Raw genomic sequence first — 24,731 nt, forward strand, 5'->3', positions numbered from 1 at the left:
CTGGCGCCATGGCCGATCTCGGTGGACTCGATGTGTCACAGGCAGCGGCGCTCGGCAGCGGCGCCACGTTCTGGGCCACCAAGGCGGTCGGACCGGTCCCCGCCATGGTGCTCACCGACGGTCCGCACGGCGTGCGCAGGCAGTCTGGCGGCGGCGCCGATCATCTGGGCCTCGGCGAGAGTGCGCCTGCGACGTGTTTCCCACCCGCGGTGGGCCTGAGCCAGGCCTGGGATCCGGAGTTGGTCGAGCGGATCGGGGTGGCCCTGGGCGAGGAGTGCAGGGTGCTGGGGGTGCATGTGCTGCTGGGCCCCGGCATCAATATCAAGCGAGATCCGCGGTGTGGGCGCAACTTCGAGTACTTCTCCGAGGATCCGTTGCTGTCCGGTGTGCTCGGCGCGGCCTGGGTTCGCGGTGTGCAAAGCCGCGGCGTGGCCGCGTCGGTGAAGCATTTCGCGGCCAACAATGCCGAATTCGACCGGATGCGAGCGAGTTCCGATATCGACGAGCGCACCCTCCGGGAGATCTATCTGCGCGCTTTCGAGTTCGTGGTGCGCCAGGCCCGACCGTGGTCGCTGATGTGTTCCTACAACCGCATCAACGGTGTGTACGCGGCCGAGAACACGTGGCTGCTCACCGAGGTGCTGCGTGGTGAGTGGGGTTTCGACGGGGTGGTGGTCAGCGATTGGGGCGCGGTGGCCGACCGGGTCGCGGCGGTCGCCGCCGGGTTGGATCTGGAGATGCCGGCGACCGGCGGCGCGTCGGACCGCGATGTCTTCGAGGCGGTCGAGCAGGGCAGGCTCGCGGCCGGTGTGGTCACCCGGGCCGCCGGGCGGGTCGCCCGCCTGGCCGGGAGGACACATGAACAGACTTCCACCCCAACGTCATTCGATATCGAGGCGCATCACGCCCTGGCCCGCGAGGCCGCGGGCCGCGCCATTGTGCTGCTCAAGAACGACGCCGACCTGCTCCCGCTGGCGCCGTCGCGGATCGCGGTGATCGGCCGCCTTGCCGAGCAACCTCGCTTTCAGGGTGGCGGTAGTTCGCGGGTGAATCCGACGCGGCTGGACAGGGCATTGGACGAGATCCGCAGGCTCGCCGGGGATCACGAGGTGACGTATTCGGATGACGCGACTCACGCCGCGGCCGCCGATGCGGCCGTGGTGTTCCTGGGCCTGAGCGCCGAGGACGAATCCGAGGGCTTCGACCGCCCGCATATCGATCTGCCGGCAGAGCAGATCGCCCTGCTCCGTGCGGTGGTGCGGGTACAGCCGCGGACGGTGGTGGTGTTGTCCCACGGCGGGGTGGTGCGCCTCGATGAGGTGAGTGCGCTGGCTCCGGCCGTCCTCGACGGTGCCCTGCTCGGGCAGGCCGGTGGCGGCGCCATCGCCGATGTGCTGTTCGGCGTGGTGAATCCGTCCGGACGGCTCGCCGAGACGGTGCCCGTGCGACTGCAGGACACGCCGGCGTTTCTGAACTTTCCGTCCGAACGGGGCCACACCCAGTACGGCGAACGGATTTTCGTCGGCTATCGCTGGTATGACGCGCGTGAGCTGCCCGTGACGTATCCGTTCGGACACGGCCTGTCCTACACCACATTCGGCTATCGCGGTATGGAGATCACCGAACACGGCGACGGACTGACCGTCGCCGTCACCGTCGCCAACACGGGCGCCCGGCGTGGTCGCGAGGTGGTGCAGGTCTATGCGGGCAAGAGCGCCTCCCGGGTGAGCCGTGCCCCGCGCTGGCTGGTGGGATTCGGGTCGGTGACGTTGGATCCCGGCGAAGACCGTGTGGTCGAGATAGCGATATCCCGGCATGACCTCGCGTACTGGGCCGATCGCTGGACCGTCGAAGGAGGCGACTACATGCTGTGGACCGGGGCGTCCAGCCGCGATCTGCGGTTGCACGCCACGGTGACACTGGCCGGTGACGAGCAACCCGTGCCGTTCACCGCCGAGTCGACCCTCGGTGAGCTGTGGGCAGACCCCTCGGCTGCAGCGTTGATCGCGGCGACGATGGCCGAGTTGCCGGGCGCAGCAGCAGGCCTCGCGATGAGCCCCGAACTTCTCGCGATCATCGCGTCCACCCCGCTGGACCGGCTCGTCGGATTCAGCGGTGGCCGGCTGACCCAGGACCGGCTGGCGGCGTTACTGGTCGAGATCAACGATCGGCGCGCGCCCTGAGCTCAGCCAGGATCTCGTCGGTGTGTTCCCCCAGCTTGGGGGCCACCGTCCGGGGCGCCCACGGCGTGGCGGAGAAGTCGGCCGGGGTGGCGACCATAGGGATCGACGAATCCCCTTCGGGCACATAGACGATTCCCCCGGTGGCGTGGAACTGCTCGTCGGCGACGACATCGTCGAGCGAGTTGATCGGCGACCAGAAGAAGTCCGGTTCCCCGTCGAATACCGTCGCCCAGTCGGCCAGCGGCCGGGTGGCGAAGATCTCGTCCAGGCAGGCGATCAATTCGCGCGCATGCACGAACCTGTCGCGGGGCTTGGCGAACTTCGGGTCGGTCAGCCAGTCGGTGCGGTCGACCGCGCGGCACAGCGCCGGCCAGTGCCGCTCCCCCTGCAGACCGACGATCCAGAACCGCCTGCCGTCCCCGGCGGCGTAGTTGTTCATGCACGGATTCGCCATCGACTCGCGCTCGCCGATCGCCACCTGCTGCCCGGTCAGCAGCAGCGTGTTGAGATCGAACGACACGGTGTAGGCACCTTGGCGGTACAACGAGGTGGTCACCAGTTGCCCGGCGCCGGTCCGCGTCCGGGCCAGCAGCGCCGCGCACACCGCGGCCGCCAGCGTCATCCCCGCCGAATGATCCCCCATTCCACCCCGCTGAAACGGCGGTGTCGCACCGGGCCGGGTGAGCAGATCGGCGATGCCGGCGCGGGCCCAGAATGCCGCCACGTCATACGCGGCGCGATCGGCGTCGGGGCCTTCGGTGCCGTATCCGGTGATCAGTCCGTACACCAGCCGCGGGTTGATCGCGGCCACCGACTCGTGGTCCAGGCCGAGCCGGCGCAGTGCCGCGGGACGCAGATTGGTCACGAAAACATCTGCGGCGCTGAGCAACTCGACGGCAGTGTCACGCCCCGCGGGCGTGCCGAGGTCCAACACGATGCTGCGCTTGGAGCGGTTGTCCATCTCGAAGGGTGGGTTCACCTCACCGTCGAGACCCATCATCGCGGCGAAGGTGCGTGCCGGGTCGCCGGCCGGGGGTTCGATCTTGATGACGTCGGCGCCCCAGTCCGCCAGGATGGCACCGGTCGCGGGTGCAGCCACCCAGACACCGAGTTCGATCACGGTGAATCCGTCCATCGGCCCGGCCATGACGCCCCTTTACAATCAAACGCACATTTGTAAACATCGACGGATGTCCTCGCTGCGCCGGCGCGTCACACCCGTCCTCGGCCTGACCGCTCATCTCGGCCGCGGTGTGCAACGTATCGCAACCGACGCCGCCATCGGGCGGATGCGGACAGTCCCACGCCGGATCGGCGACCTGAACGCCGCGTTCCTGTCCGGCCTGCTGGGCCGCGAGGTCGAGTCGGTGGCGGTGATCGGGGGTGACGCCGGCACCTCGTCGCGTGCGAGGCTGGCGCTCACCGGCGCCGGTGTGCCCGCCTCGGTGTTCGTGAAGATGCCGGCCGAGACCGCCGCAACCCGGCTGATGGGCGAGCTCGGCAGGCTGGCCGACACCGAGGTGCGCTTCTATCGCGACCTCGCCCCCCGTCTGCCCGAGGTGCCGGTGAGTCACGGCGGGATGTTCGATGCCCTCACCGGACGCTTCGTGCTGGTGCTCGAGGATCTGACGGTCGACCGGTGTGAGTTCCCCGACACCCTGCATCCGTTGTCCGTCGACCAGGCGGCACTCCTCGTCGAACTGCTGGCCCGCGTCCACGCCACCTTCTGGGAGCGGGTGCCCTCGTGGACGTACTCCGCCTCCGGTGACGCCACCTCCCTGCTGACCGGGTCATTGGCCCGCACCTCGGTTCGCCGGCTGGCCGGCCGGACCACCATCGCCGTGGACAACGGCCGCTTCATCAATGACCACTACCGCGCCGTCGCGGCACTCATCGACGCGGCCCCGCACACCGTCATGCATGGGGACGCGCACCCCGGAAACGTGTACTTCCGCAATGGAAAAGCCGGTCTGCTCGACTGGCAGGCGGTGCGCCGCGGGCATCCGTCGCGAGAGCTGTCCTACACGTTGATCACCAGCATGACCACGGCCGACCGGGTGGACCATCAACGCGAACTGCTCGATGTGTACCGGCGCGCCCTGGCCGCGGGTGGCGGTCCCGAACTCGGCGGCGACGAGCTGTGGGACAGGTACCGCCAGGCCGCGCTGTACGCCTATGTCGCCACCCTCATCACGGCCGGTATGGGTGGCATGCAGGACGAGACGATCGCGTTCGAAGGCCTGGGCCGCGCGGTCGCGGCACTCGACGATCTCGACACGGTCAAGACACTGCAGGCGAATGTGTAATGCACCAGCAACTACCATCAGGGATGTGAACAAGCCATTGACCACCGATGCGAGTGAGGACACCTCGACGCGACGGCGGATTCTGGTGGCCACGGCAGAGGTGCTCGGGCGCAGCGGACAGACCAAGCTCAGCCTGTCCGAGGTGGCGCTTCAGGCCGGTGTCTCCCGGCCCACGCTGTACCGGTGGTTCGCCTCCAAGGAAGAGTTGCTCGCCGCGTTCGGCCAGTACGAGCGCGAGATGTTCGACACCGGTATGAGCCGGGTTACCTCGGGTCTGCGCGGCAATGAAAAGCTCGATGCCGCACTACGATTCATCGTGGAATACCAGCAGTCCTATTCGGGGGTGCGGGTGGTGGACATCGAACCCGAGGTGGTGATCGGGCAGCTGTCCCACATCATCCCGCTGATGCGCGCCCGGCTGCTCAAGCTGATCCCGGGGCCGAACGGGCCGGTGCGCGCCGCCACCGCCATCCGGGTGGCGATCTCGCACTACATCGTGCGCAGCGATGACGACGGTCAGTTCCTGGCCCAGCTGCGACACGCGGTGGGCATCCGCCAGACCGACTAGGACCAGCGCGCTACACACTCTCCAACCGCACCGCGACCCCGTTGAGCACGGCCATCCCGGCCAGCGCCTCCAGATCTTCGGGCCGGTTGGAGGTCAGTTCGTTGACGTTGGCGCCCGGCACCGTGTTGGCCAGGTGCCAGCCCCCGCCCCGATGTCCCCAGCCCTGCGGGATCGCGACGGTGCCGGCCACCATCTCGTCGGTGACCAGCACGCCCGTCTCGATCTTGCCGTGCGCGGAGACGATCCGTACCCGGCCCCCGTCGACGAGGCCGGCGGCCGCGGCATCGGCGGGATGGATCCGGGTGTTGTGCCGACGGTCCCCCTTCATCAGGGTGGGGCTGTTGTGCATCCACGAGTTCTGCGATCGCATCTCACGAATACCGATGGCCAGCAACGGAAACCGTGGATCGGCGGGATGGTTGCGGCCCAGCCGGGCGATCTCCGCGGCGATCTGCGGTGGGTCCAGGTGTACCTTGCCGTCGGGGTGGCGCACCACATCGGACAGGATCCCGGTCGGTGCGTGCTGCGCCAGCACGATACCGTGCGGGTGTTCGCCGAGTCGGGTGAGATTCAGTCCCCGGCGCCGCAGTCCGAACAGGTCGCCGTGCGGGCCGGTGCGCAGCAGCAGCCCCATCAGCCGGCGTGGCGTCATCCGCCCGATACCGCGCCGGTCCAGCCAGGCCAGCACGCGGTTGAACCGCAACAGCGGGCCGGTGGCGAACAAGGCCATACCCATCCGGCGGGCGATCTCGGAGTACACCTCCCATTCCGGCCTGGCCTCCCCGTAGGGTTCCAGCACGGGTTCGCACGACTGGACGAACAGTGTCGGTGAGCAGGCCGCGAACGCGATCGGCAGGTCGTCGCGCTCCAGCATGGTGGTGGCAGGTAATACGTAGTCCGCCAACCGGTTCGTCTCGTTGATATAGAGGTCGAACGAGACGAACAGGTCGAGACGGCGCAGCGCCGATTCCAGGGCCGCGCTGTTGGGCACCGACAGCACCGGGTTGCCGGCGACGACGAAGAGCGCCCGCAGTTGCCCTTCGCCCTCGGTGGTGATCTCGTCGGCCATGAGTGCGGCCGGGAAGGTACCGAGGACGTCGGGAAAGCCACCGATCCGCGAACGGGTCTTGCCGTAGCTGAAGCTGTCGACCCGCTCCCCCATCTCCTCCAGCGGGATGACCGAGTGCGACATCAACGTGCCGCCGGGCCGGTCCAGGTTCCCCGTCACCGCGGTGAGGGCATCCAGCAGGAAGCTGACCAGGGTGCCGTGCCTGCCGAGGCAGGCACCGGTCCGGCCGTAGGCGGTGGCGCTGGGCGCCGCGGCGAAATCACGGGCCAGGGTGCGCACCACGGCCGCGTCCACGCCGGTGCGTGCCGCCGTCTGCTCGGGCGGGAAGGGCGCGCACAGTGACCGCAGCGTCTCCAGGCCGCGCGCCTGGTGGTCGATATCGGCGTGCAGGCCCTCGGCGAACAGCACATGCAGCATCGACAGCAACAGCCACGCATCCGAATCCGGTCGCACCGCGATGTGCTCGTAATGGCGGGCGGTCTCGGTACGGCGCGGGTCGAGTACCACCACCCGTCCACCACGGCCGACGATCGCGGCCAAGTCGTCCTTGATGCGCGGCGCACGGACCGCGCTGCCGTGCGAGACAAGCGGATTCGCGCCCAGCATCAGTAGGAAGTCGGTGCGCGGCAGATCCGGGAACGGCAGCTGGCTGGCGGCACCGTAGAGCAGCTTGCTGGCCACGAAGCGGCTGTTGATGTCCTGGGACCCCGCCGAGTACAGGTGCCGAGATCCGATGCGGGCCATGAAGATGCCCGACCACACGCTGGATGCGTAGCCGAACGCGGCGGGGTTGCCGAAGTACTGCCCGACCGAGGCCCCGCCGTGTTCGGCGACCACCGCACTCAACCGTGCGGCGATATCGTCGATCGCGGTATCCCAGGCGACCCGTTCGAAGGTGCCGTCCTCGCGGCGGCGCATCGGATGCAGGACACGGTCCGAGTCGTTCTGGACATCGGTGAAGGCGATCCCCTTGGGGCATGCCCGCCCCTTGGACAGTGGATGATCCTGATCCGGGCGCAGTGATACCAGCCGGCCGGCCGAGACGGTCGCGATCAGGCCGCACATCGGCTCGCAGATTCGGCAGTAAGTGACCTTCTGCTCGTCGGTCACGGGGCTGGGCGACATCGCCAAATCGTGACACTTCAACGCGACCGTGTAAAGCTGCCGGCCGATACCGGCTTGTCCAGAACCGGGCCGATCAGCCCTCGGCCGCCAGCTGGCCGCACGCGGCCGCGATCTCGCGCCCGCGGGTGTCGCGGACGGTGCACGAGACCCCCTTGGCCAGAACCCGTTTGACGAACTCGCGCTCGACCGGCTTGGGACTGGCATCCCACTCGCTGCCCGGGGTCGGGTTCAGCGGGATCAGGTTCACATGCACCAGCGGCCCCAGCTTGCTGTGCAACTTCTTGCCGAGAAGGTCTGCGCGCCAAGGTTGGTCGTTGACATCGCGGATCAGGGCATACTCGATGGACACCCGACGGCCGGTGCTATCGGCGTAATAGCGTGCGGCATCGAGGACTTCGTCGACGCTCCAGCGGTTGTTCACCGGGACCAGGGTGTCGCGCAGTTCGTCATCGGGCGTGTGCAGGGACACCGCCAGGGTGACCCCGAGTTTCTCGTCGGCGAGCTTGCGGATGGCCGGTGCCAGCCCGACGGTGGACACCGTCACCGAGCGGGCGCTGATCCCGAAGCCGTCCGGCGGCGGGGCGATGATCCGGCGCACGGCAGCCAGCACCCGGTTGTAGTTGGCCAGCGGCTCACCCATACCCATGAAGACGATGTTGGACAGCCGGCCGTCATGCTCTTCGCGCATCGCGAACGACGCGGCGCGCACCTGCTCCAGGATCTCCGCGGTGGACAGGTTGCGTTTGAGGCCGCCTTGACCGGTCGCGCAGAACGGGCACGCCATACCGCAGCCGGCCTGTGACGAGATGCAGACGGTGTTGCGCTGCGGATAGCGCATCAACACCGATTCGAAGGTGGTGCCGTCCAGCGCGCGCCACAGCGTCTTGCGGGTTTCGCCGGCATCGCACTGGATCTCGCGAGCCGGCGAGATCAGCGTCGGGAACAGCTCGCCGGCCACCGAGGCGCGCACGGCGGCCGGCAGGTCGGTCATCTGGTGCGGATCGGCGATGAGGCGCCCGTAGTACTGATGGGCCAGCTGTTTGGCCCGGAATTTCGGCAACCCGAGCTCGGTGACGGCCGCCACCCGCCCGGCTTCGTCGAGATCGGCCAGGTGCCGCGGCGGCATACCGCGGCGGGGTGCTTCGAAAACCAGTTCCTGCTTCATGATCGATTCCAGTATCAGTCTTGTCCGGCGAGAACGTCACGCACGGTCTGTTCGACGGTATCGAGGATCCCCGCGTCGACCCCGGCCCGGCCACGGACGAACACCGACGCGCGACTGGCCGGAGGCAGCCCCTCGGCCAGACAGAGGCCGTCGGGCAGCCGGCCGATCATCGGCAGCAGCGCCACCCCCAGCCCCGACCGCACGGCGGCGAACAGGCCGGACAGATCGGCGGATTCGGCGGCGATGCGGTAGCCGATCTTCATCCGGTCCAGCGTGGCGAAGGTCGGTTCGCGCAGGGTGCACGGTTCGGAGAACATCACGACCGGCAGCGGCTGGTTGGCCGGCGCGGCGAAACTGCGACCCGAGACCCATTTCAGCGCAAGCGTTCCGGAGGCATGCGCCGGATCCAGACCGGATCCGTCGAGCATCACCGCGAGGTCGACGAGGCCGTGTTCGATGGCGTCGGCCAGCATGACGTTGCGATCGAGCCGGAAGCGCAGCCGCCAGTCGGGTAACCGTTCGCCCAGCGCCGCGGTGAGCCCCGGCAGCATGACATCGGCACCGTGTTCGGTGGCGCCGATCAGCAGCACCCGCTCCTCGGCGGCGCCGAGGTCGGTCAGCGCCCCGTCGTGTGCGGCCAGGATGGTCCGGGCGTGCCCGAGCACGCGGTGTCCCAGTTCGGTGAAGGCGACGCCGCGGCCGGAGCGTTCGACCACCGGGCCGCCGACGACGGCCTCGATCCGCCGGACATGCTGGCTGACCGCGGACTGCGTCATGTGCAACACCGCGGCGGCGCGGTGAAACCCACCACAGTCGGCCACCGCCACCACGCTGCGCAGCGGCGCGATGTCCAGCACCTGACCCATGCCGTCAAGGTACTCCGATCAGTGCATACGATCAAAAATCGAGCCTTCGGCGGTTGATCGTGCAGCTATTCCCAGAAATCGATCAGCATTCACGATCAATCGTGATAGCCGATATTCGTTGGACCTTGCGCCACCGGGCAACCCACCATGAACCCATGACCCCGATGCCGTTGCGTACCGCGACGACCGTGACGTTCTTCTATGCGCTGGGCTACCCGATCGGCAACCTGGCCGTGCACGCACTGTCCCCGATGGCGGTGCTGGCGTTCCGGTTCGGGCTGGCGGGCACGATCCTTGGGGTGTGGGCGGCGTTGTCCGGGGTGCGGTTCCCGACCGGGCGCACCCTGGCCCATGTCGCGGTGGCCGGGCTGCTGATGCAGGCCGTGCAGTTCTGCGCGCTCTACATCGCCATCCAGCACGGCGCCCCGGCTGTGCTGTGCGCGGTGGTGATCGCGATGAACCCCGTGGCCACCGCACTGCTGGCCGCAGCGTTCCTGCGGGACCGGTTGACCTCACGGCGCGTCATCGCCCTGGTGCTCGGCGTCGCCGCCGTACTCGCGGCGTGCGCGACCCGCCTCATCGCGACCGGCGGGGTGGACCCCGTGGTCGGGCTCCTGCTGGTGGCCCTGCTCGGCCTGGCCGCAGGTGGGGTCTATCAGCAGCGGTTCTGCGCCCATATCGACTTCCGCGCCTCCACCTCGGTGCAGAACGCCGTGGCGTTCGTGCCGGCCCTGGCGCTGACGCTGAGCACGCCGATCGAAGTGCACAACATGACCCACGCGGTGTTCGCGGTCGCCGGCGTCGTGCTGCTCAACGCCACCCTCGGCGTCTCGCTGTACGTGCGAGCCATCAGCCATCACGGTGCGTCGTCGGTGGCGATGCTGTTCTGTGTGATTCCCGCGGTCGCCGGGGTGCTGTCCTGGCTGATGCTCGGCGAGCGGGTCACCGTCGGGATCGCCGTCGGTTTGGTGCTCGGCGCGGTGGCGTGCTGGCTGAACGCGTCAAGCCAGCAGCGTCAGGACGATCCAGCCGACGACCGCGGACGGCAGCATCGCGTCGATGCGGTCCATGATCCCGCCGTGACCGGGTAGCAGCGTGCCCATGTCCTTGATCCCGAGATCGCGCTTGACCTGAGACTCGACCAGGTCACCGAGCACGCCGGTGACGACCAGCAGCACACCGAGTGGCACGCCGACCCAGGCGGGCTTGTCCAACAGGAACGTGACCGACAGCACCGCGGCGGTGATACCGAACAGCAGCGATCCGCCGAGGCCCTCCCAGGATTTCTTGGGGCTGATCGCCGGCGCCAGTAGGTGCTTGCCGAACAGCACCCCCGCGACGTAGCCGCCGATATCGGCGAAGACGACCGTCACGATCACGGTGAACACCCGCACCCCACCGTGGTCGGCGAAGATCAGCAGTGCGGTGAACGCGGCGAACATCGGGACCCAGGTGGCCAGCAGCACGGTGGCGGCGATATCGCGCAGGTAGTTGACCGGTTGCTGGTCCAGACCTTGGCCGACGAGCCGCCAGACCATGCAGACGACGATGGTCGCGCCGTAGGCGCCCAGGAGACCCGCCACGCCGAACGGCCAGGTCAGCCAGATCATGGCCTGGCCGCCGGCGAGCAGCGCCAGGGTGGGCAGCGCGTAGCCGTGTTCGCGCAGGCGCCGGATCACCTCGTGGGTGGCGATCCCGATCGCGACAGCGAGCAGCGGCAGCCACCAGATCGGCGCGAACAGCAGGGTGCCGATGGCCAGGGCGCCGAGGACCACCCCGACCGCGATGGCGGCAGGCAGATCGCGGCCGGCGCGCGACGTCTTCTTGGGTGGCTCGGTCTGTGCCACGGGACTGGGGTGCTGAAAGGTCATCTAGACCTCCAGCAACTCGCCTTCCTTGTGCTTGACCAGTTCGTCGATCTGGGCGACGTACTGCCCGGTGCTCTTGTCGAGGTCCTTCTCCGCGCGGCCCACCTCGTCCTCGCCGGCCTCGCCGTCCTTCTTGATCCGGGCCAGCTCGTCCATCGCCTTACGACGGATGTTGCGGATGGACACCTTGGCGTCCTCACCCTTGGACTTGGCCTGCTTCACCAGTTCGCGTCGGCGCTCCTCGGTGAGCTGCGGGACGGAGATCCGGATGACGTTGCCGTCGTTGGACGGATTGACACCCAGATCGGAGTTGCGGATGGCGTCCTCGATGGCGCGCAACTGATTGGCCTCATAGGGCTTGATGACGACCAGGCGGGCCTCGGGCACGTTGATGCTGGAAAGCTGCGTGATCGGCGTCGGCGAACCGTAGTAGTCGATGTTCAGCCGGGAGAACATGCCGGGGTTGGCACGGCCGGTACGGATCGACGCGAGGTCGTCGCGCGCCACCGTCACCGCCTTCTCCATCTTCTCTTCGGCGTCGAAGAGGGTTTCGTCGATCACAGGGTCTCCTTCACATGCGCGGCTGTCAGCTGGTGACCAGTGTTCCGATCTTCTCACCTGCGACCGCTCGCGCGATATTGCCGTGGATGAGGAGATTGAACACGAGCATCGGCATGCCGTTGTCCATACAGAGGCTGAAGGCGGTGGCATCGGCAACCTTCAGTCCGCGATCGATCACCTCGCGGTGGGTGATCACGGTCAGCAATTCGGCGTCGGGCACCTCACGCGGGTCGGCGGTGAACACACCGTCGACGGCCTTGGCCATCAACACCACGTCGGCGCCGATCTCCAGCGCGCGCTGCGCGGCGGTGGTGTCGGTGGAGAAGTACGGCAGCCCCATACCGGCGCCGAAGATGACGACCCGGCCCTTCTCCAGGTGCCGCCGGGCGCGCAGCGGGATGTAGGGCTCGGCGACCTGCCCCATCGTGATGGCGGTCTGCACGCGGGTGTCGATACCTTCCTTCTGCAGGAAATCCTGCAGCGCAAGGCTGTTCATCACCGTGCCGAGCATGCCCATGTAATCGCTACGGGTGCGTTCCATACCGCGCTGCTGCAACTGGGCACCGCGGAAGAAGTTGCCACCGCCGATGACGACGGCCACCTGCACACCGCTGCGTACCACCTCGGCGATCTGCTGCGCCACCAGCGCGACGACGTCGGGGTCCAGGCCCACCTGTCCACCGCCGAACATCTCGCCACCGAGTTTGAGGAGCACTCGGGAGTACGCCGGCCGGATCTGTCCCTCCGTCATCAGGCTCCTTCGCTTCCGACACAGAATCGCCACCATCCTGCCTCATGACGGTGCCCCGGCCACGTCGGGGTGGCCGGGGTACCGGTGGAAGTTTGGTCAGGCGCGGTGTGCGGTGAGAAGCCAGGCGCCCACCGATTTGCGTCCATTCGGCTCATCGCGGACGTCCGCTCCGGCGAAGGCACCGAAGTCACCGAGCTCCGGCGGCACCTGGGCGTGGATTCGGGCCGCCCGGATCTCGTCGATCTCCCAGTACTTGCCGACGACTTCGCGCAGTTCCTCGGAGGTGACCGGGTTGACCGGGCCGTCGGTGGGCATACCGGTGGCATCGAAGACCAGCACGAAATACGACGCTCCGGGCGCGGCCGCGCGGACTATGGACTGCTGGTAGCCCTCACGCAGCTCCACCGGCATCGAATGGAACAGCGTCGAGTCGATGATGGTGCCGAACCGCCCGTCGTATCCGGTGAAGGCGCTGATATCGGCGACGTCGAAGGTGGCGTTGGTCAGTCCTCGCCGGGCCGCTTCGGCGCGGGCCAGCTCGATCGCGGTGGGCGATGAGTCCAGTCCGACGGTCGTGAAGCCCCGCGCGGCGAGATCCAGGGCGGTGGCCGCCTCACCGCATCCGGCGTCCAGCACGTCACCGTGCACGCGTCCGGCGGCGATGAGAGCGGCGATCTCGGGCTGCGGTTCCCCGATACTCCACGGCGGCCGGGCACCCTCGAAATCCGGCGCCTCGCCCCGGTAGGCCGATTCGAACATCTGTTGTGGTGTGGTCATGTCTCCGGTATATCAACGTAGTTGATATGTGTCAATATGCTTGACATGGGTGACGCACTCGACGATCTGCCGCTGGGCTACCTGCTGCACCGAGCTGCCATGGCGTTGCGGTCTGAGGTGACGACCTCCGTCCTGGAGCCCCTGGATCTGACCTTCGCCCAGTACCTCTGCATGCGGATCCTGTCCAAGGCTCCGGGAAGCTCCAACGCCGAGCTCGCGCGCCAACTCAACGTCTCCCCGCAGGCGATGAACATGGTGGTGCGCGGGCTTGAAGACCGGGGGCTGGTCTCCCGTCCGGCCAGCGTGGCCTCGGGACGCGCGCTGCCCGCCGAGCTGAGCCGGGAGGGCGTGGCGATACTCAGCCGAACCGACTCCGGTGTGCGCGCCGCGGAACTGCAGGTGTTGGGCAACCTCGCCGAAGACGAGCGTTCCCAGCTGAAACGGATCCTGGCGGCCGTCGGCGAGTAGGCGTCCGCAACCGGCCACAAGCCGGCGATCTGACCCTTCAGATCGTGAAAGTCGCTGCGCCTTCCGGCCTATCCCGCAGTACCGACCCGCGCGCGAAGTCCGCCTTGTCCGCGGTCCTGAAGAGCAGGCCGATATTGTCGCCCGCCGATGCCGTGTCCAGTGACTTGCGGAAGGCTTCGATCCCGTCCACCCGGAAGGTCCGGTCGGCCACCCACAGGGTGTCACCGACACGGACCTCTCCGGCATCCACGCGACCGGTCACCACGACGCCGCGGCGCGTGATCACGAATACATCCTCGATCGTCATGCTGAACACGCGGGCAATGCTAGTGCTGGTGGCAGGCTTTCGGCGGGGACGGCGGCAGATCCAGCGCCGGGTTACCGTCGAAGAAGCCGATCGGCTTGAGATGGAAACCCGTGTAGGCACACGGCATCACGGGCCAGTCCTCGGGGCGCACCACGTGATGGGCACCGAGGGTGTACCAGAGCACCACATCGGTGTCTTCCAGCGGCGCATCGTCGGCAACGAACTCGGGCAGGCCCTGGACGTCGGCCGACTGGTACATGTAATCACCGGCGGCGAACATCTCCGACGGGTCGTACTTGGTCACCCACAGGTTGTGCTGCACGAATCGGGCCCGGTCGTAGATGTAGGAGCCCTCCTGCACCATCACCGGCACGATCTCCTTGGGCACCAGCTTGTAGGCCACCGGTGCACCGAGTTCGTTGACCTTCGACGGATTGGTCACCTTCCAGTACCGGCCGGTCTCCCAGTTCCAGTCGCGGGCGCCCTCGGCCTCCGACGCCACCAACGTGTCCTGGGTGATCCACGCGTTGTGGTGCGGGTTGAGTGCCGGATCCGGCTCGGGCACCGAATCGACCTCGTACACACTGTTCCCGGCGCCGTCGATGCTCATGTCGAGCCGGAAGTTGAAGAAGTGCTGGTGATTCGGACCGTAGATGCCGGGGGCCACCATCTTGCCCCAGCGGGGCGTCTCCCCCTCGGGCACCGCACCGGTGGTCAGCACACCGGAGAGCTTGACCTCCACCTCGATCGAGGCGTCGTTGTAGAAGTACCAGAAGAATCCGTACTCGTAGTTGCCCACCGTGCAGATCATCGACACGACCAGCCGCCGCGAGCGGCGCACCTCCACTTCGCCCGTGCGGAAGTCGGTGTGCTTCCAGGAGATACCGAAGTCCTCCTCGTGCATGCAGATCGCGTTCGGGATGACCACCGCGTTCCCGTTGGAATCGTTGACCGTACCGTCGAAGTAGTGGATCTCGCCCAGACAGTCGCAGCCCAGCGTCAACGGATTGGCCGAGAAGCCCATCCCGACCTCGCCCATGTCGAACACGTTCTTGTTCCAGTGCGTCGGCGAGGTGTCGCCGTAGGGCACCACCATCTCCGAGAGCGACCCGCGGTAGAGGATCGGGCGTGTCTCGCCGCGATCCGTGTAGGTCACCTCATGGATCGTCACACCCTCGCGGGGATTGAAGCCGATACGCAGAGACCACTTCTGCCACTGCACCTTCCATCCGTCCACGGTGAAGCTCGGGCCGTCCGGCTGGGTGATCTCGATCGGCTTGACGTCATCGCGGAACTGCGTGAACGCCGGCCGGTTGTCAGGTGAGAACATGAACTGTTCGGAATAGTTGCCCGCGGTCGGCGGCAGGGGAACCACCCCGTGGTCCTCGATATCGATGACCGTCATCGTGTCCAGGTCGAAGGTGACGATCAGCCCCTCGACGGGTCGCGCGTACCCGTGTTCGGACGGTGCGGCACGCATGAACGTCAACGGACGGCAGATCAGCGGCGAGTTCTCGTAATGGTCGCCCGCGCCGTAATAGCCCGCAGGCCAGGGGTCGATCATCGCGAGACTGAAGTCGGTGACGCCACGCTTGCGCATCGCCTCCTGCCACCGCGGGTCCTCACGGACCTTCTCCTCCACACCCGTCATGTGTTCGACGAGGTAAGAGGGGAACCGGCCGGGCACCCCCTTCCACGATTCGATGACTCGGGCGCCGAGGTCGACGACCGCTTCATAGATCATCTTGGCGGCCGCGTCGTACATGCTCACGAACGCACACCGCTGGACTTCGAGTCCCTCGAAGTTCAGCCCGGCAGTCTTGTCCGGCTCGGCGAGCTGAATCATGACGAATTTCAGTGTGGGAGTGGCATATTCCGACCCCGTGATGACCGCCGCGGCTGCCTCGATCTCGGCGCCCGACAGCGGGTCGAGCGGGTAGAACGTGGCATCACTGGCAGTGCCCGTCGCGCGGGTGTCTTCCATGGTCACTTGGCGGTTTCCTCTGCTTCCTTGGTGAGATCGAACACCGCGAGATGGGCCAGGGCATCGTCTTGGGACACCTTGTGCGCCGACCGTCGGCCGAAGACGTAGACGACCAGGCCGAGCGCGAACATCCCGACGCTGATGCTGCCGACCCACGTCATCCACTCACCGTCCCCGACGCCGGAACTGGTCAGCCAGGACTTCGCGAACGAGTAGTAGACGCCGGCGATGGTGCCGAGGGTGCCCACGACCACGGTGATCCAGACGCCGACCATGCCACCGGGGATGCGCCAGAACGTCTCGCTTGCATACCGGTCGGCATACTTCTTGCGGGCGATGACGACTGGGATCAGGAAGAAGAATCCGGAGAGCAGCCACACCGTCGACAGGCCACCCTGCAGGAAGATCGTCGTGTTCACCAGGCTGCTCTGCGAGTAGAGCCCGATGATCAACAGCGAGGAGAGCACACCCTGAATCAGGATGGCGCTCACCGGGTTACGGGTGCGCGGGTTGAGGTGGGTGAAGATCCGCGGCAGGTGGCGTTCCAGGCCGGACACGAAGATCAGCCGGGAGTAGGCAACCTGGTAGGTCATCAGCGCCACGACGATGATCAAGGCCAGCACCACCGCGCAGATCTCCATCAGGCCGGGGAATCCCGAGACGCCCAGCATGCCGATCACACCCGTGACCGCGTCGATCTGATCGGTGGGCAGTGCCATCATGGTGCCCAGGGTCGTCAGCAGGTAGATGGCCACCAACGCGGCGGAACCCCAGAGGATCATCCGCGGGCCGCTCTTGCGGACCGACAGGAACTCGGCTCCCATGTTGTACGGCGTCTCCACGCCGAGCAGGTACAGCAGAACCGTGCCGTACAGGAAGCCCGATACCGCGAAGTTCGGGATCACGGCGTCATGCCAGTTGAAGGGGGTCGCCGAGCCGTGTTTCACCGCGAACAGCACGCCGCAGATGAAGATGGTCAGTGCGAGAATGCCGAACACGACGAAGACGACGTTCATGATGCGCTGGTTGGCGGCGAGTTTGGCGAGCGCCAGCCCTACCACCACCCACATGATGACCAGCTGCAGGATGACGCTCGTCATCACCCCGAGTTCGGTGTGAAACGCCAGCAACAGGAACGAGAGCACCACCGCCGGGGAGGACGCCGCGTTCAGGATCACCGGCACCCAGGACAGGTAACCGCCGATGAAGCCCCACGTCTCACCCATCGTCCGGGTGGCCCAGATGTACACACCACCCTGGCCGGGCCACAGGTTGCCGAGTTCGACGACGGCCATGCCGGCGGGAACCAGGAAGGTCAGGATGCCGAGGATCCACATCGGGATGGCGGTCCACCCACCGGTGGCCATCACCGAGGAACCGGTGATCCAGCAGATGATGAACACATAGGCGGCGGTGAGGCCGAATGTGCTCATCACCTTGGGCAGGATCTGTTCCGGTACCAGTTCGGTGGTCATCAGCTTGTCGCGTTCGGCGGTGGCCGAGTGTTCGAGTTCTTGTGTCATGACTAGTCTCCCAATACCGTTGGATCAGTTGACGATCTGTCCGTCTCGCATCCGGACAACACGGCTCGCTTCGTCGGCCACCGTGGGGTCGTGTGTGCTCGCGACGACCGTGACGCCGAGCGTCGAACACAGGTCGCGCAGCATGCGCACCACCGTCTCCCCCGTGCGGTGGTCCAGATTGGCAGTCGGCTCGTCGGCCAGTACCAATGTCGGATTGCTGATCAGCGAACGCGCAATGGCGGTGCGCTGCTGCTCGCCGCCGGACATCTTGGTCGGCTGGTGATTGATCCGGTGCCCCAATCCGACCAGTTCGAGCAGTTCGGTGGCGCGCTTGCGCAGCGCCTTGCGGTCATACGGCTCGAACATCAGTGGTAGTTCGACGTTCTCGACGGCAGACAAGAAGGGGATCAGGTTGTAGCTCTGAAAGATGAACCCGATCGTGTCGTGCCGCAGCGCGGCGAACTGGCTCTCCGAGATCGTCGAGGTGTCTTGACCCGCGACGTGGACGGCGCCCTTCGTCGGGCGATCCAGGCCGCCGATGATGTTGAGCAGCGTCGACTTGCCACTTCCACTGGGGCCCATCAGGCAGACGAATTCGCCCGGCATGACCTTCAGCTCGACGGCGATGAGTGCCTTGACGACCTCGTCCCCCAGTTTGTGCAGCTTCCACACATCGGAGATCTCGATGACCGGCGCGGCGCCGGCTGATGCGCCGTCGGCCACCGTGACCGAATCGGTGGCGGATTCGTTGATGGCAGTCATGTCTTCCTATCCCGTGCTCAACGATCGGATGGGTGGGCGAGACGCCGCATTCCAGGTGGGGACGACACTGGTGGCCAGCGCGGCGACCACACTGACGGCGACGGCGATGGCGGTCCCCAGCGCGAGGCCGCCGATCGCCACCCCGGTCGGGACGAAGCCGACGGCCCCCAGCACCAGTCCGGCGATCACCGCCAGCACCGCCCCGCCGACGGCCCCCAGCAGGGCGGCGATGACGGGTTCGACGAGCAGCGCGACCACGACGGGTGCGCGGGGAATTCCGTTGGCCCCCAACACGCCCAGCTCTCTGGTCCGCTGGGCTACCGTCCTGGTGGTGGCGACCGCCACCTCGACCACACCGACCAACAACACGGTGACGGCGATGAGCACCACAGCGGCGCTGATCTCGTCGGCGTGGCCCAGCGATGCCGACTGGGCCCGGATCCCCTCCGACATCCCGAAGACGATGACGACCAGAAAGGCACCCGTGGCGGTGGTGATGGCGGGCAGGATCATCTCACCGAGCCGGCGCCGCGCCGCCAGCCAGCCGTACGACAGTCCGTAGCGCATGGCTACCTGCCTCCCAAAAGGTCGACGGGCCGTTGTTGCAACAGCCGGTGCACCGGGATCAACGCTCCGACGATCGCCATGGCGGGGATGAACGCGGCGACCATACCGGCGGCCTGTGCCCACGCGGTCACGGTCGCGATACCCGGAATCACCAGAGCGACAGCCGCTCCCGCACCCAGTACACCGACCAGATAGGCGACCACGAAGACGATGGCCGACTCGACGAGGAAGAAATACAGCACTTCGTCGGCGAGTCCGATACTCGACATGATGCCGAACTCCCGTTTGCGTTCGGCGACGGCGGCCAGGAAGGAGGACACGGCGATCACGAAGCCGAGAATGAGGCCGATGGTGGAGATGAGCCCCAGCGTGGACCCGGTCACCTTGCCGGAGAACAGCGCCGAGAAGTTCTGCTCGAAGGTCAGCGGTCCCACCCCGCCCACCGTGTCATAGATCAGTCCCGATCCGTTGCGGTCGGGCTGCACCGCCGGATCCGTGGTGGTGGGCAGCCCGGTCGCGGCGCCGAAGATCTGGGCCAGGTCACGGCGCTTCTGCTCACCTTCGGGTGCGGTGATGGTCCACCACCCGTTGTCACCCACCACGCTGTGCGCCAGATCGGTTGACACGGTGGCAGATTCGCCCGGGCCGGAGGGATCCACCACGAGGCTCTGTCCACCGATCACCACGCGGTCTCCGGGGCCGACACCCAGTCGGGTCGCCAGCTGCTCCCCCACCGCAGCGTGGCCGGCGGCCACCGAGTCGTTACCGCGTACGGACACCGTCATACCGTTGACCGAGGTGGTACCGGACAGCGTGCGGACGGCCGACCAGTCGGCGGGCACGACGGTGATGGCGGAGGCGGGGCCGTCGGCCACCAATGCCAGGGCCGCGGTGTCATAGTGCACCCCGGCGGCCGGCACCACCCACAGCTGCGCGCCGCCGATCACATCGGTGACCGACTCCGCTCCTGTGATAGCGAAACTCGCGGCGATGGTGCGTACCACGGTGACGCATGCGATCGCCAGCGCGATACCGAGGACGGACAGGACGAATCGGTCGGGCCGGCGCCTGATGTTCGCCAGGGCGAAACGCACCAGGCACAAAAAAGTGTTACCGGACGCGGTGGCGATCTCCGGTGGTCGCGTGATCGTGAGTGGTGCAGCGGACTCCACGGAAGGGATGGTGGGCGCGCTGTGTTTCGTCGAAAGCTATCTGCGGTATCTGCCGCGTTAACGGAGACTGCTTGCGATTACAACAAGGTGTCTCGACGACAACGGATTTCGTCGTCGGATCAGAGAATCGCGGCCGCGATGATCAGCCCGAAGGCCAGATACGACGCCGCCACGACCAGCACTTCGGGGGTGAAGCGCTCCTCGGCAAGCACGCGGCCGATGTCGACACCCTTGATCACGCCGACCAGGCGGACCGAGAACGCCTGGGCGGCAATGCCCAGCAGACCGAACACCAGGGTCTTGATCAACCCGCCGACGAGATCACCGGTGGAACTGTAGATCGCCAGCACGATGATCAGTGCCATCGACAGGACACCGGAGGCGGTGATGGCGGCGGCGTTGGGTCGTCCGGCTTGTACCAAGGTGCGCAGCGGACCGGGCGTGGTCCAGTCGATGACGAAGAAGCCCAGGACCATCAGCGCGATACCGACGATCGTGTACAGCACGATGGCCGACACACCGTGGCCGACGATCGACCAGTAGTCCGGTCCCAGGGCCGAGAGGGTGGCGCGGTTCATTGACGGATCCTTCCGGTCACAGCGGAATACGATGGGGGACGAATGCGGCGCCGTCATCGGTGATGAGGCCGGAGGTCTCCCGGATGCCGAGCCCGGCGGATTCGTCGCCGACGATCCACGCACCCAGCGCGGGCCGCATATCGTCGAATTTCGGTAGTGGGTCCAGCAGTTGGTAGACGTAGCCTTCTTCGCCGTAGACCCCGCCGGTCTCCATATCCTGCCCGGCCCCGACCACGCTGATATTCGCCCCTTCACGGCCCAGCTTGGGTTTGCGGACGTATTCGGTGAGCTCGTGCGGGCTGTCCAGATAGGCGGGCAGCAGGTTGGGGTGGCCCGGGTACATCTCCCAGAGCACCGCGAGGATGGCCTTGTTGCTCAGCAGCGTCTTCCACAGCGGTTCCACCCACATGGTCGACGGCAGCAGATCCAGGGCGTGGCGCCCGAAATCGTCGTCGAGGATCCACTCCCACGGGTAGAGCTTGAACAGCGACGCGATGGGGGCTTCCTCGAGATCGACGAAGCAGCCCAGGTCCCGGTCGAACCCGATGTCCTCGATCGAGAGGCCGACGGTGTGCAGGCCGGCTTCGGCCGCGCACTCCTGGATGTAGCCGAGCGTGACGTTGTCCTCACCGCTCGCGTCGGCTGAGGACCAGGTGAAGTGGGTTTCCTTGCCGGGCAACCGATCCCGGATCTCGCCCCACCGCGCGACGAGGCGTTCGTGCAGCGAGTTCCACTGGTCGTCGGCGGGAAAGACGTCGGTCTTCCAGTGCCATTGCAGGATCGCGGCTTCCAGCAGCGAGGTCGGGGTGTCGGCGTTGTACTCCAGCAGCACCGGCGGCCTGCGCCCGTCGTAGCGCAGATCGAATCGCCCGTACAGGTGCGGATCGCTGCGACGCCAGGACTTCTCGATGTGCTCCCAAGTCCACTCGGGCAGGCCGAAGTCTCGGTAGCGCTCCGCCAGCACCACGTGTTCTACGGCATCCAGGCACATCGAATGCAGCACCTCGACGGAGGCTTCCAGCGACAGCACCTCGTCCATATCGAAGACGTAGTGCACCGACTCGTCCCAGTACGGCCGATCCGCACCGGCCGAATCACGCGCCGGGGTGCCGAAGCACATGCCCTGCTCGGCCACGATCCGTTCCCAGCCCGGTCGCGGGGAACTGTGCTCACGGCGCATTCAGCTGCCCGAGCTTCCGTGGCTGGACGAGCCGAAGCCACCGCGCGAGATCGACGATCCCGAACTCGTCTTGCCGGTGGTGCCCTTGGGGAGTTCGAGGGTGCCGCCCCGCGCCGTGGTCCCGATTCCGCCGTTGCTGCCGCCGTAGTAGTAGCGGTACGGCGAGCCGGCGAAGATGAACAGCCCGCCCGTGCCCGCGTAACCGCTGCTGCAGTAGCTGTCCGGCACCACCTGGTTGCTCCCGTCGGCGACACAGGTGGCCGAGACCGTGTCTTCGTGCAGTACCTGGTAGCCCAGCGCGATGGCCCCCACGACGCCCACGACGGCGACCGAGCCCATCAGGACTTTCTTCCCGGTGGCCGCGCGCTTCTCCGCGTTCTCGCGTTGCAGGGCGGCGAACTGTTCGGCGGCTTCCCGGGCCCGGCGCGCCTTATCGCGCTGACGGGCCTCGGCGACGGTGGGCGGCCGCGGTGTTGTCGAGCCGGGGTCTTGATAGCGCATGGAGCCCCGCGGCTCCGGTGGGCGCTCGGGCGCGTCGTCGGACCCGGATTCCATCCATCCCCCCAAATTTTTCTCCCGCCCAGCGGCCTTCCCCATCCAGCCGCCTCACAGCATAGAGCGGTCAATCCTGGATGCGGGGGAACGCCTGGGCCTCCTCGAGTTCGTAGGCAAGTTCCAGCAGGAGACGTTCCTGCCCGACCGGCGCCGCGAACATCATCCCGACGGGCAGGCCGTCGGCGGATTGGCCGAGCGGCAGCGAGATCGCCGGGTCCCCGGTGACGTTCTGCAGCGGGGTGAAGGCGACCCAGTCGATGAGCCGGTCGATGATCTGCTCATACGGGGCTGTCGGATCGAGGTGCCCGATCCGGGGCGTCACGTCGGCGAGGGTGGGCGTGAGCAGGACGTCGTAGGAGGCGGCCAGCCGCGCGATGGTGCGGCGGGTCCGGGCCAGCCGGCCGATCACCAGCGGCATGCGCACCAGGTTGCGGCCGGCCAGCTGTTCCAGCCCGAGGGTCAGGTTGTCCAGTTTTGTCTTGTCGAAGCTGGGGCCGAACGTGCGCGGTCCACCGCGCACCAGGGCGAACGCCAGCAGCGACCAGTACAGCAGGAAGTCGTTCATGAACGACGCCGGCACCGGGTTGGCGATTTCGGTGACCCGGTGCCCGAGACTCTCCAGCAGTGCCGAGGTCTTCATCGTCACCTCGCGGATCTCCGGGCTGGATTCCCGCGCGATCGATTCGGTGCACACCGCGATGTGCAGCCGCCGGCCGCCGGGCCCGGTGACGTCGCCGATGGGCGGCAGCTTCGGGTTCCGCTGCAGGCGTTCGGCCTCGCGGTAGTACGCGGCGGTGTCACGCACGGACCGGGTGAGCACCCCGTTGGCCACGATGCGCAGCGGCATCTGGCGCATCGCCTTGTCCAGCGGCAACCGCCCACGGGACGGTTTGAGGCCGACCAGTCCGTTGCAGGCGGCCGGGATGCGGATGGATCCGCCACCGTCGTTGGCGTGCGCGATCGGCACCACGCCGGCGGCCACGAAGGCGCCCGATCCCGACGACGACGCCCCGGCGGTGTGGGCGGTGTTCCACGGGTTGCGCACGGGCCCGAGGCGGGGGTGCTCGGCCGAGGCACTGAAGCCGAACTCGGAGAGCTGGGTCTTGCCCAGGGCGACCAGACCGGCGCCCAGGTAGCTGCGGGCGAAATCGCCGTCGACGGGCGCCGGCCGCGGTGTCCAGGCGTCGGTGCCGTCCATCGTCGGCATCCCGGCGACATCGGAGTTGTCCTTGACGAACGTCGGTACCCCGCCGAAGAAACCGTTGCGGGGTGCGGCCGTGCGGGCTCGGTCGAATGCCGGGTAGGCCAGCGCGTTCAGCGCCGGATTGACGGCTTCGGCCCGGGCGATCGCGGCCTCGACCAGTTCGGCCTGCGAGACGTCGCCGGCCCGCAGCGCGGCGGCCAGCCCGACCGCATCCAGATCGCCCAGGGCGTCATCGCCGAAGGCGTGCACACGTGTCATGAGCCCGACGGTACCAGTACGTACCACGCCGCTGGGAGGTTCCCGACGCAAAGAACCCCGCGTCGCGGAGGCGACGCGGGGTTCTTCTGGCCGCAATGGGCCGAGCTGTTACTGCTGGCCGACCTCGAACCGGACGAACCGGGTCACGGTCACGCCGGCCTCGTCGAGCAGCGCCTTGACGGACTTCTTGTTGTCCGACACCGACGGCTGATCGAGCAGCACGACATCCTTGTAGAAACCGGTGACGCGACCTTCCACGATCTTGGGCAGCGCCTGCTCGGGCTTGCCCTCCTCCTTGGCGGTCTCCTCGGCGATGCGACGCTCGTTGGCGACGACATCGGCGGGCACCTCTTCACGGGTCAGGTACTTGGCCTTGAGCGCGGCGATCTGCAGGGCGACCGCGTGCGCGGCCTCCTCCGAGGCGCCGGTGTACTCGACCAGCACGCCGACGGCCGGCGGCAGGTCGGCCGACCGCTTGTGCAGGTAGGTCTCGACCTGACCGTCGAAGTACGCCACCCGGCGCAGCTCGAGCTTCTCGCCGATCTTGGCACTGAGGTCCGCGATCAGTTGCTCGACGGTGGTGTCGCCCGACTTGGCCGCCTTGAGAGCGTCGACGTCAGCGGCCTTGGAGGCTGCCGCGGCGGTGACGATCTGGTCGGCGAGCGCCTGGAACTCCGCGTTCTTGGCGACGAAGTCGGTCTCGGAGTTCAGCTCGATGAGCGCGCCGTCCTTGGCGGCCACCAAACCCTCGGCGGTCGCGCGCTCGGCGCGCTTGCCGACATCCTTGGCACCCTTGATGCGCAGTACCTCGACGGCCTTGTCGTAATCGCCGTCGCTCTCGGTCAGGGCGTTCTTGCAGTCGAGCATGCCGGCGCCGGTCAGCTCCCGAAGGCGCTTGACGTCGGCAGCGGTGTAGTTAGCCATGAAAGCGGTT

24 protein-coding genes are annotated in these 24,731 nt (G+C 67.2%); 5 read left to right on the top strand and 19 right to left on the bottom strand.

Features of this window, described 5'->3' with window-relative positions; all coding sequences use genetic code 11:
- Positions 1-8 precede the first annotated feature (8 nt).
- Positions 9-2,183 (top strand): glycoside hydrolase family 3 C-terminal domain-containing protein, encoded by a 2,175-nt coding sequence (locus tag H7J86_RS04465; RefSeq protein ID WP_267289578.1) that lies wholly within the window; start codon positions 9-11, stop codon positions 2,181-2,183.
- Here H7J86_RS04465 and H7J86_RS04470 read toward each other — a convergent pair.
- Positions 2,161-3,330, bottom strand: coding sequence for a CaiB/BaiF CoA transferase family protein (locus tag H7J86_RS04470; protein ID WP_267289580.1), 1,170 nt, complete (start codon positions 3,328-3,330; stop codon positions 2,161-2,163). The genes H7J86_RS04465 and H7J86_RS04470 overlap by 23 nt on opposite strands.
- Positions 3,331-3,373: 43 nt before the next feature.
- Here H7J86_RS04470 and H7J86_RS04475 point away from each other — a divergent pair, with 43 nt between their 5' ends.
- Both H7J86_RS04475 and H7J86_RS04480 read left to right on the top strand, forming a co-directional pair.
- The gene (locus tag H7J86_RS04475; RefSeq protein WP_267289582.1) at positions 3,374-4,489 is read left to right on the top strand and encodes a phosphotransferase; all 1,116 of its coding nucleotides are present in this window, start codon (positions 3,374-3,376) and stop codon (positions 4,487-4,489) included.
- Positions 4,482-5,057 carry a TetR/AcrR family transcriptional regulator gene (locus H7J86_RS04480; protein ID WP_090356792.1) on the top strand — a complete coding sequence of 192 codons (576 nt, stop codon included), beginning with the start codon at positions 4,482-4,484 and terminating at the stop codon, positions 5,055-5,057. Before H7J86_RS04475 ends, H7J86_RS04480 begins: the two co-directional genes overlap by 8 nt.
- 10 nt (positions 5,058-5,067) lie before the next feature.
- Here the strand turns inward: H7J86_RS04480 and H7J86_RS04485 are convergent, their stop codons facing one another.
- The 3 genes from H7J86_RS04485 to H7J86_RS04495 all read right to left on the bottom strand — a co-directional run bounded on the left by H7J86_RS04485 (position 5,068) and on the right by H7J86_RS04495 (position 9,282).
- Entirely contained in the window at positions 5,068-7,251 is a 2,184-nt protein-coding gene (locus tag H7J86_RS04485) for a molybdopterin-dependent oxidoreductase (protein WP_267289584.1), read from the bottom strand.
- 73 nt (positions 7,252-7,324) lie between these two features.
- Positions 7,325-8,416 carry a dual-specificity RNA methyltransferase RlmN gene (gene rlmN / locus H7J86_RS04490; protein WP_090356796.1) on the bottom strand — a complete coding sequence of 364 codons (1,092 nt, stop codon included), beginning with the start codon at positions 8,414-8,416 and terminating at the stop codon, positions 7,325-7,327.
- Positions 8,417-8,430: 14 nt separating this feature from the next.
- Positions 8,431-9,282, bottom strand: coding sequence for a LysR family transcriptional regulator (locus tag H7J86_RS04495; protein ID WP_090356797.1), 852 nt, complete (start codon positions 9,280-9,282; stop codon positions 8,431-8,433).
- A 164-nt stretch (positions 9,283-9,446) separates the two neighbouring features.
- On the opposite strand from H7J86_RS04495, the gene H7J86_RS04500 reads away from it, so the two are divergent.
- Complete coding sequence (locus H7J86_RS04500) at positions 9,447-10,373, top strand: DMT family transporter (RefSeq protein ID WP_267290579.1); 927 nt, start codon at positions 9,447-9,449, stop codon at positions 10,371-10,373.
- Here the strand turns inward: H7J86_RS04500 and H7J86_RS04505 are convergent.
- The 4 genes from H7J86_RS04505 to H7J86_RS04520 all read right to left on the bottom strand — a co-directional run bounded on the left by H7J86_RS04505 (position 10,284) and on the right by H7J86_RS04520 (position 13,239).
- Positions 10,284-11,153, bottom strand: coding sequence for a phosphatidate cytidylyltransferase (locus H7J86_RS04505; protein ID WP_267289586.1), 870 nt, complete (start codon positions 11,151-11,153; stop codon positions 10,284-10,286). The two genes, H7J86_RS04500 and H7J86_RS04505, sit on opposite strands and share 90 nt — an antisense overlap.
- Positions 11,154-11,711 (bottom strand): ribosome recycling factor, encoded by a 558-nt coding sequence (gene frr, locus H7J86_RS04510; RefSeq protein WP_090356801.1) that lies wholly within the window; start codon positions 11,709-11,711, stop codon positions 11,154-11,156.
- A gap of 25 nt (positions 11,712-11,736) precedes the next feature.
- Positions 11,737-12,462 carry a UMP kinase gene (gene pyrH, locus H7J86_RS04515; RefSeq protein ID WP_090356802.1) on the bottom strand — a complete coding sequence of 242 codons (726 nt, stop codon included), beginning with the start codon at positions 12,460-12,462 and terminating at the stop codon, positions 11,737-11,739.
- Between the two features lie 96 nt (positions 12,463-12,558).
- Positions 12,559-13,239, bottom strand: a complete 681-nt coding sequence (locus tag H7J86_RS04520) for a class I SAM-dependent methyltransferase (protein ID WP_090356804.1) — start codon at positions 13,237-13,239, stop codon at positions 12,559-12,561.
- A gap of 36 nt (positions 13,240-13,275) precedes the next feature.
- On the opposite strand from H7J86_RS04520, the gene H7J86_RS04525 reads away from it, so the two are divergent.
- Positions 13,276-13,707 carry a MarR family winged helix-turn-helix transcriptional regulator gene (locus H7J86_RS04525; protein ID WP_090356806.1) on the top strand — a complete coding sequence of 144 codons (432 nt, stop codon included), beginning with the start codon at positions 13,276-13,278 and terminating at the stop codon, positions 13,705-13,707.
- 37 nt (positions 13,708-13,744) lie between these two features.
- Here the strand turns inward: H7J86_RS04525 and H7J86_RS04530 are convergent, their stop codons facing one another.
- From H7J86_RS04530 to tsf, 11 genes are all read right to left on the bottom strand, one after another.
- Positions 13,745-14,014, bottom strand: coding sequence for an EF-Tu/IF-2/RF-3 family GTPase (locus tag H7J86_RS04530; RefSeq protein WP_276064968.1), 270 nt, complete (start codon positions 14,012-14,014; stop codon positions 13,745-13,747).
- Between the two features lie 19 nt (positions 14,015-14,033).
- Entirely contained in the window at positions 14,034-16,004 is a 1,971-nt protein-coding gene (locus H7J86_RS04535) for a primary-amine oxidase (protein ID WP_267289588.1), read from the bottom strand.
- Positions 16,001-17,521, bottom strand: a complete 1,521-nt coding sequence (locus H7J86_RS04540; protein ID WP_187098977.1) for an APC family permease — start codon at positions 17,519-17,521, stop codon at positions 16,001-16,003. The genes H7J86_RS04535 and H7J86_RS04540 overlap by 4 nt, the downstream gene beginning before the upstream one ends.
- Before the next feature lie 24 nt (positions 17,522-17,545).
- Positions 17,546-18,283, bottom strand: a complete 738-nt coding sequence (locus tag H7J86_RS04545) for an ABC transporter ATP-binding protein (RefSeq protein WP_090356808.1) — start codon at positions 18,281-18,283, stop codon at positions 17,546-17,548.
- Positions 18,284-18,289: 6 nt separating this feature from the next.
- Positions 18,290-18,850, bottom strand: a complete 561-nt coding sequence (locus H7J86_RS04550; protein WP_090356810.1) for an ABC transporter permease — start codon at positions 18,848-18,850, stop codon at positions 18,290-18,292.
- A 2-nt stretch (positions 18,851-18,852) separates the two neighbouring features.
- Positions 18,853-20,022, bottom strand: coding sequence for an ABC transporter permease (locus H7J86_RS04555; RefSeq protein ID WP_267289590.1), 1,170 nt, complete (start codon positions 20,020-20,022; stop codon positions 18,853-18,855).
- Positions 20,023-20,141: 119 nt separating this feature from the next.
- The gene (locus tag H7J86_RS04560; protein ID WP_090356813.1) at positions 20,142-20,600 is read right to left on the bottom strand and encodes a DUF350 domain-containing protein; all 459 of its coding nucleotides are present in this window, start codon (positions 20,598-20,600) and stop codon (positions 20,142-20,144) included.
- A gap of 16 nt (positions 20,601-20,616) precedes the next feature.
- Entirely contained in the window at positions 20,617-21,780 is a 1,164-nt protein-coding gene (locus tag H7J86_RS04565; RefSeq protein ID WP_267289592.1) for a glutathionylspermidine synthase family protein, read from the bottom strand.
- Positions 21,781-22,281, bottom strand: coding sequence for a hypothetical protein (locus H7J86_RS04570; RefSeq protein WP_308204837.1), 501 nt, complete (start codon positions 22,279-22,281; stop codon positions 21,781-21,783).
- Positions 22,282-22,402: 121 nt separating this feature from the next.
- Complete coding sequence (locus H7J86_RS04575; RefSeq protein ID WP_267289594.1) at positions 22,403-23,797, bottom strand: amidase; 1,395 nt, start codon at positions 23,795-23,797, stop codon at positions 22,403-22,405.
- 108 nt (positions 23,798-23,905) lie between these two features.
- Positions 23,906-24,721 carry a translation elongation factor Ts gene (gene tsf / locus H7J86_RS04580; protein WP_090356821.1) on the bottom strand — a complete coding sequence of 272 codons (816 nt, stop codon included), beginning with the start codon at positions 24,719-24,721 and terminating at the stop codon, positions 23,906-23,908.
- Positions 24,722-24,731: the final 10 nt, after the last annotated feature.

Source organism: Mycobacterium hackensackense (genome assembly GCF_025822555.1).
Lineage (GTDB): Bacteria > Actinomycetota > Actinomycetes > Mycobacteriales > Mycobacteriaceae > Mycobacterium > Mycobacterium fluoranthenivorans.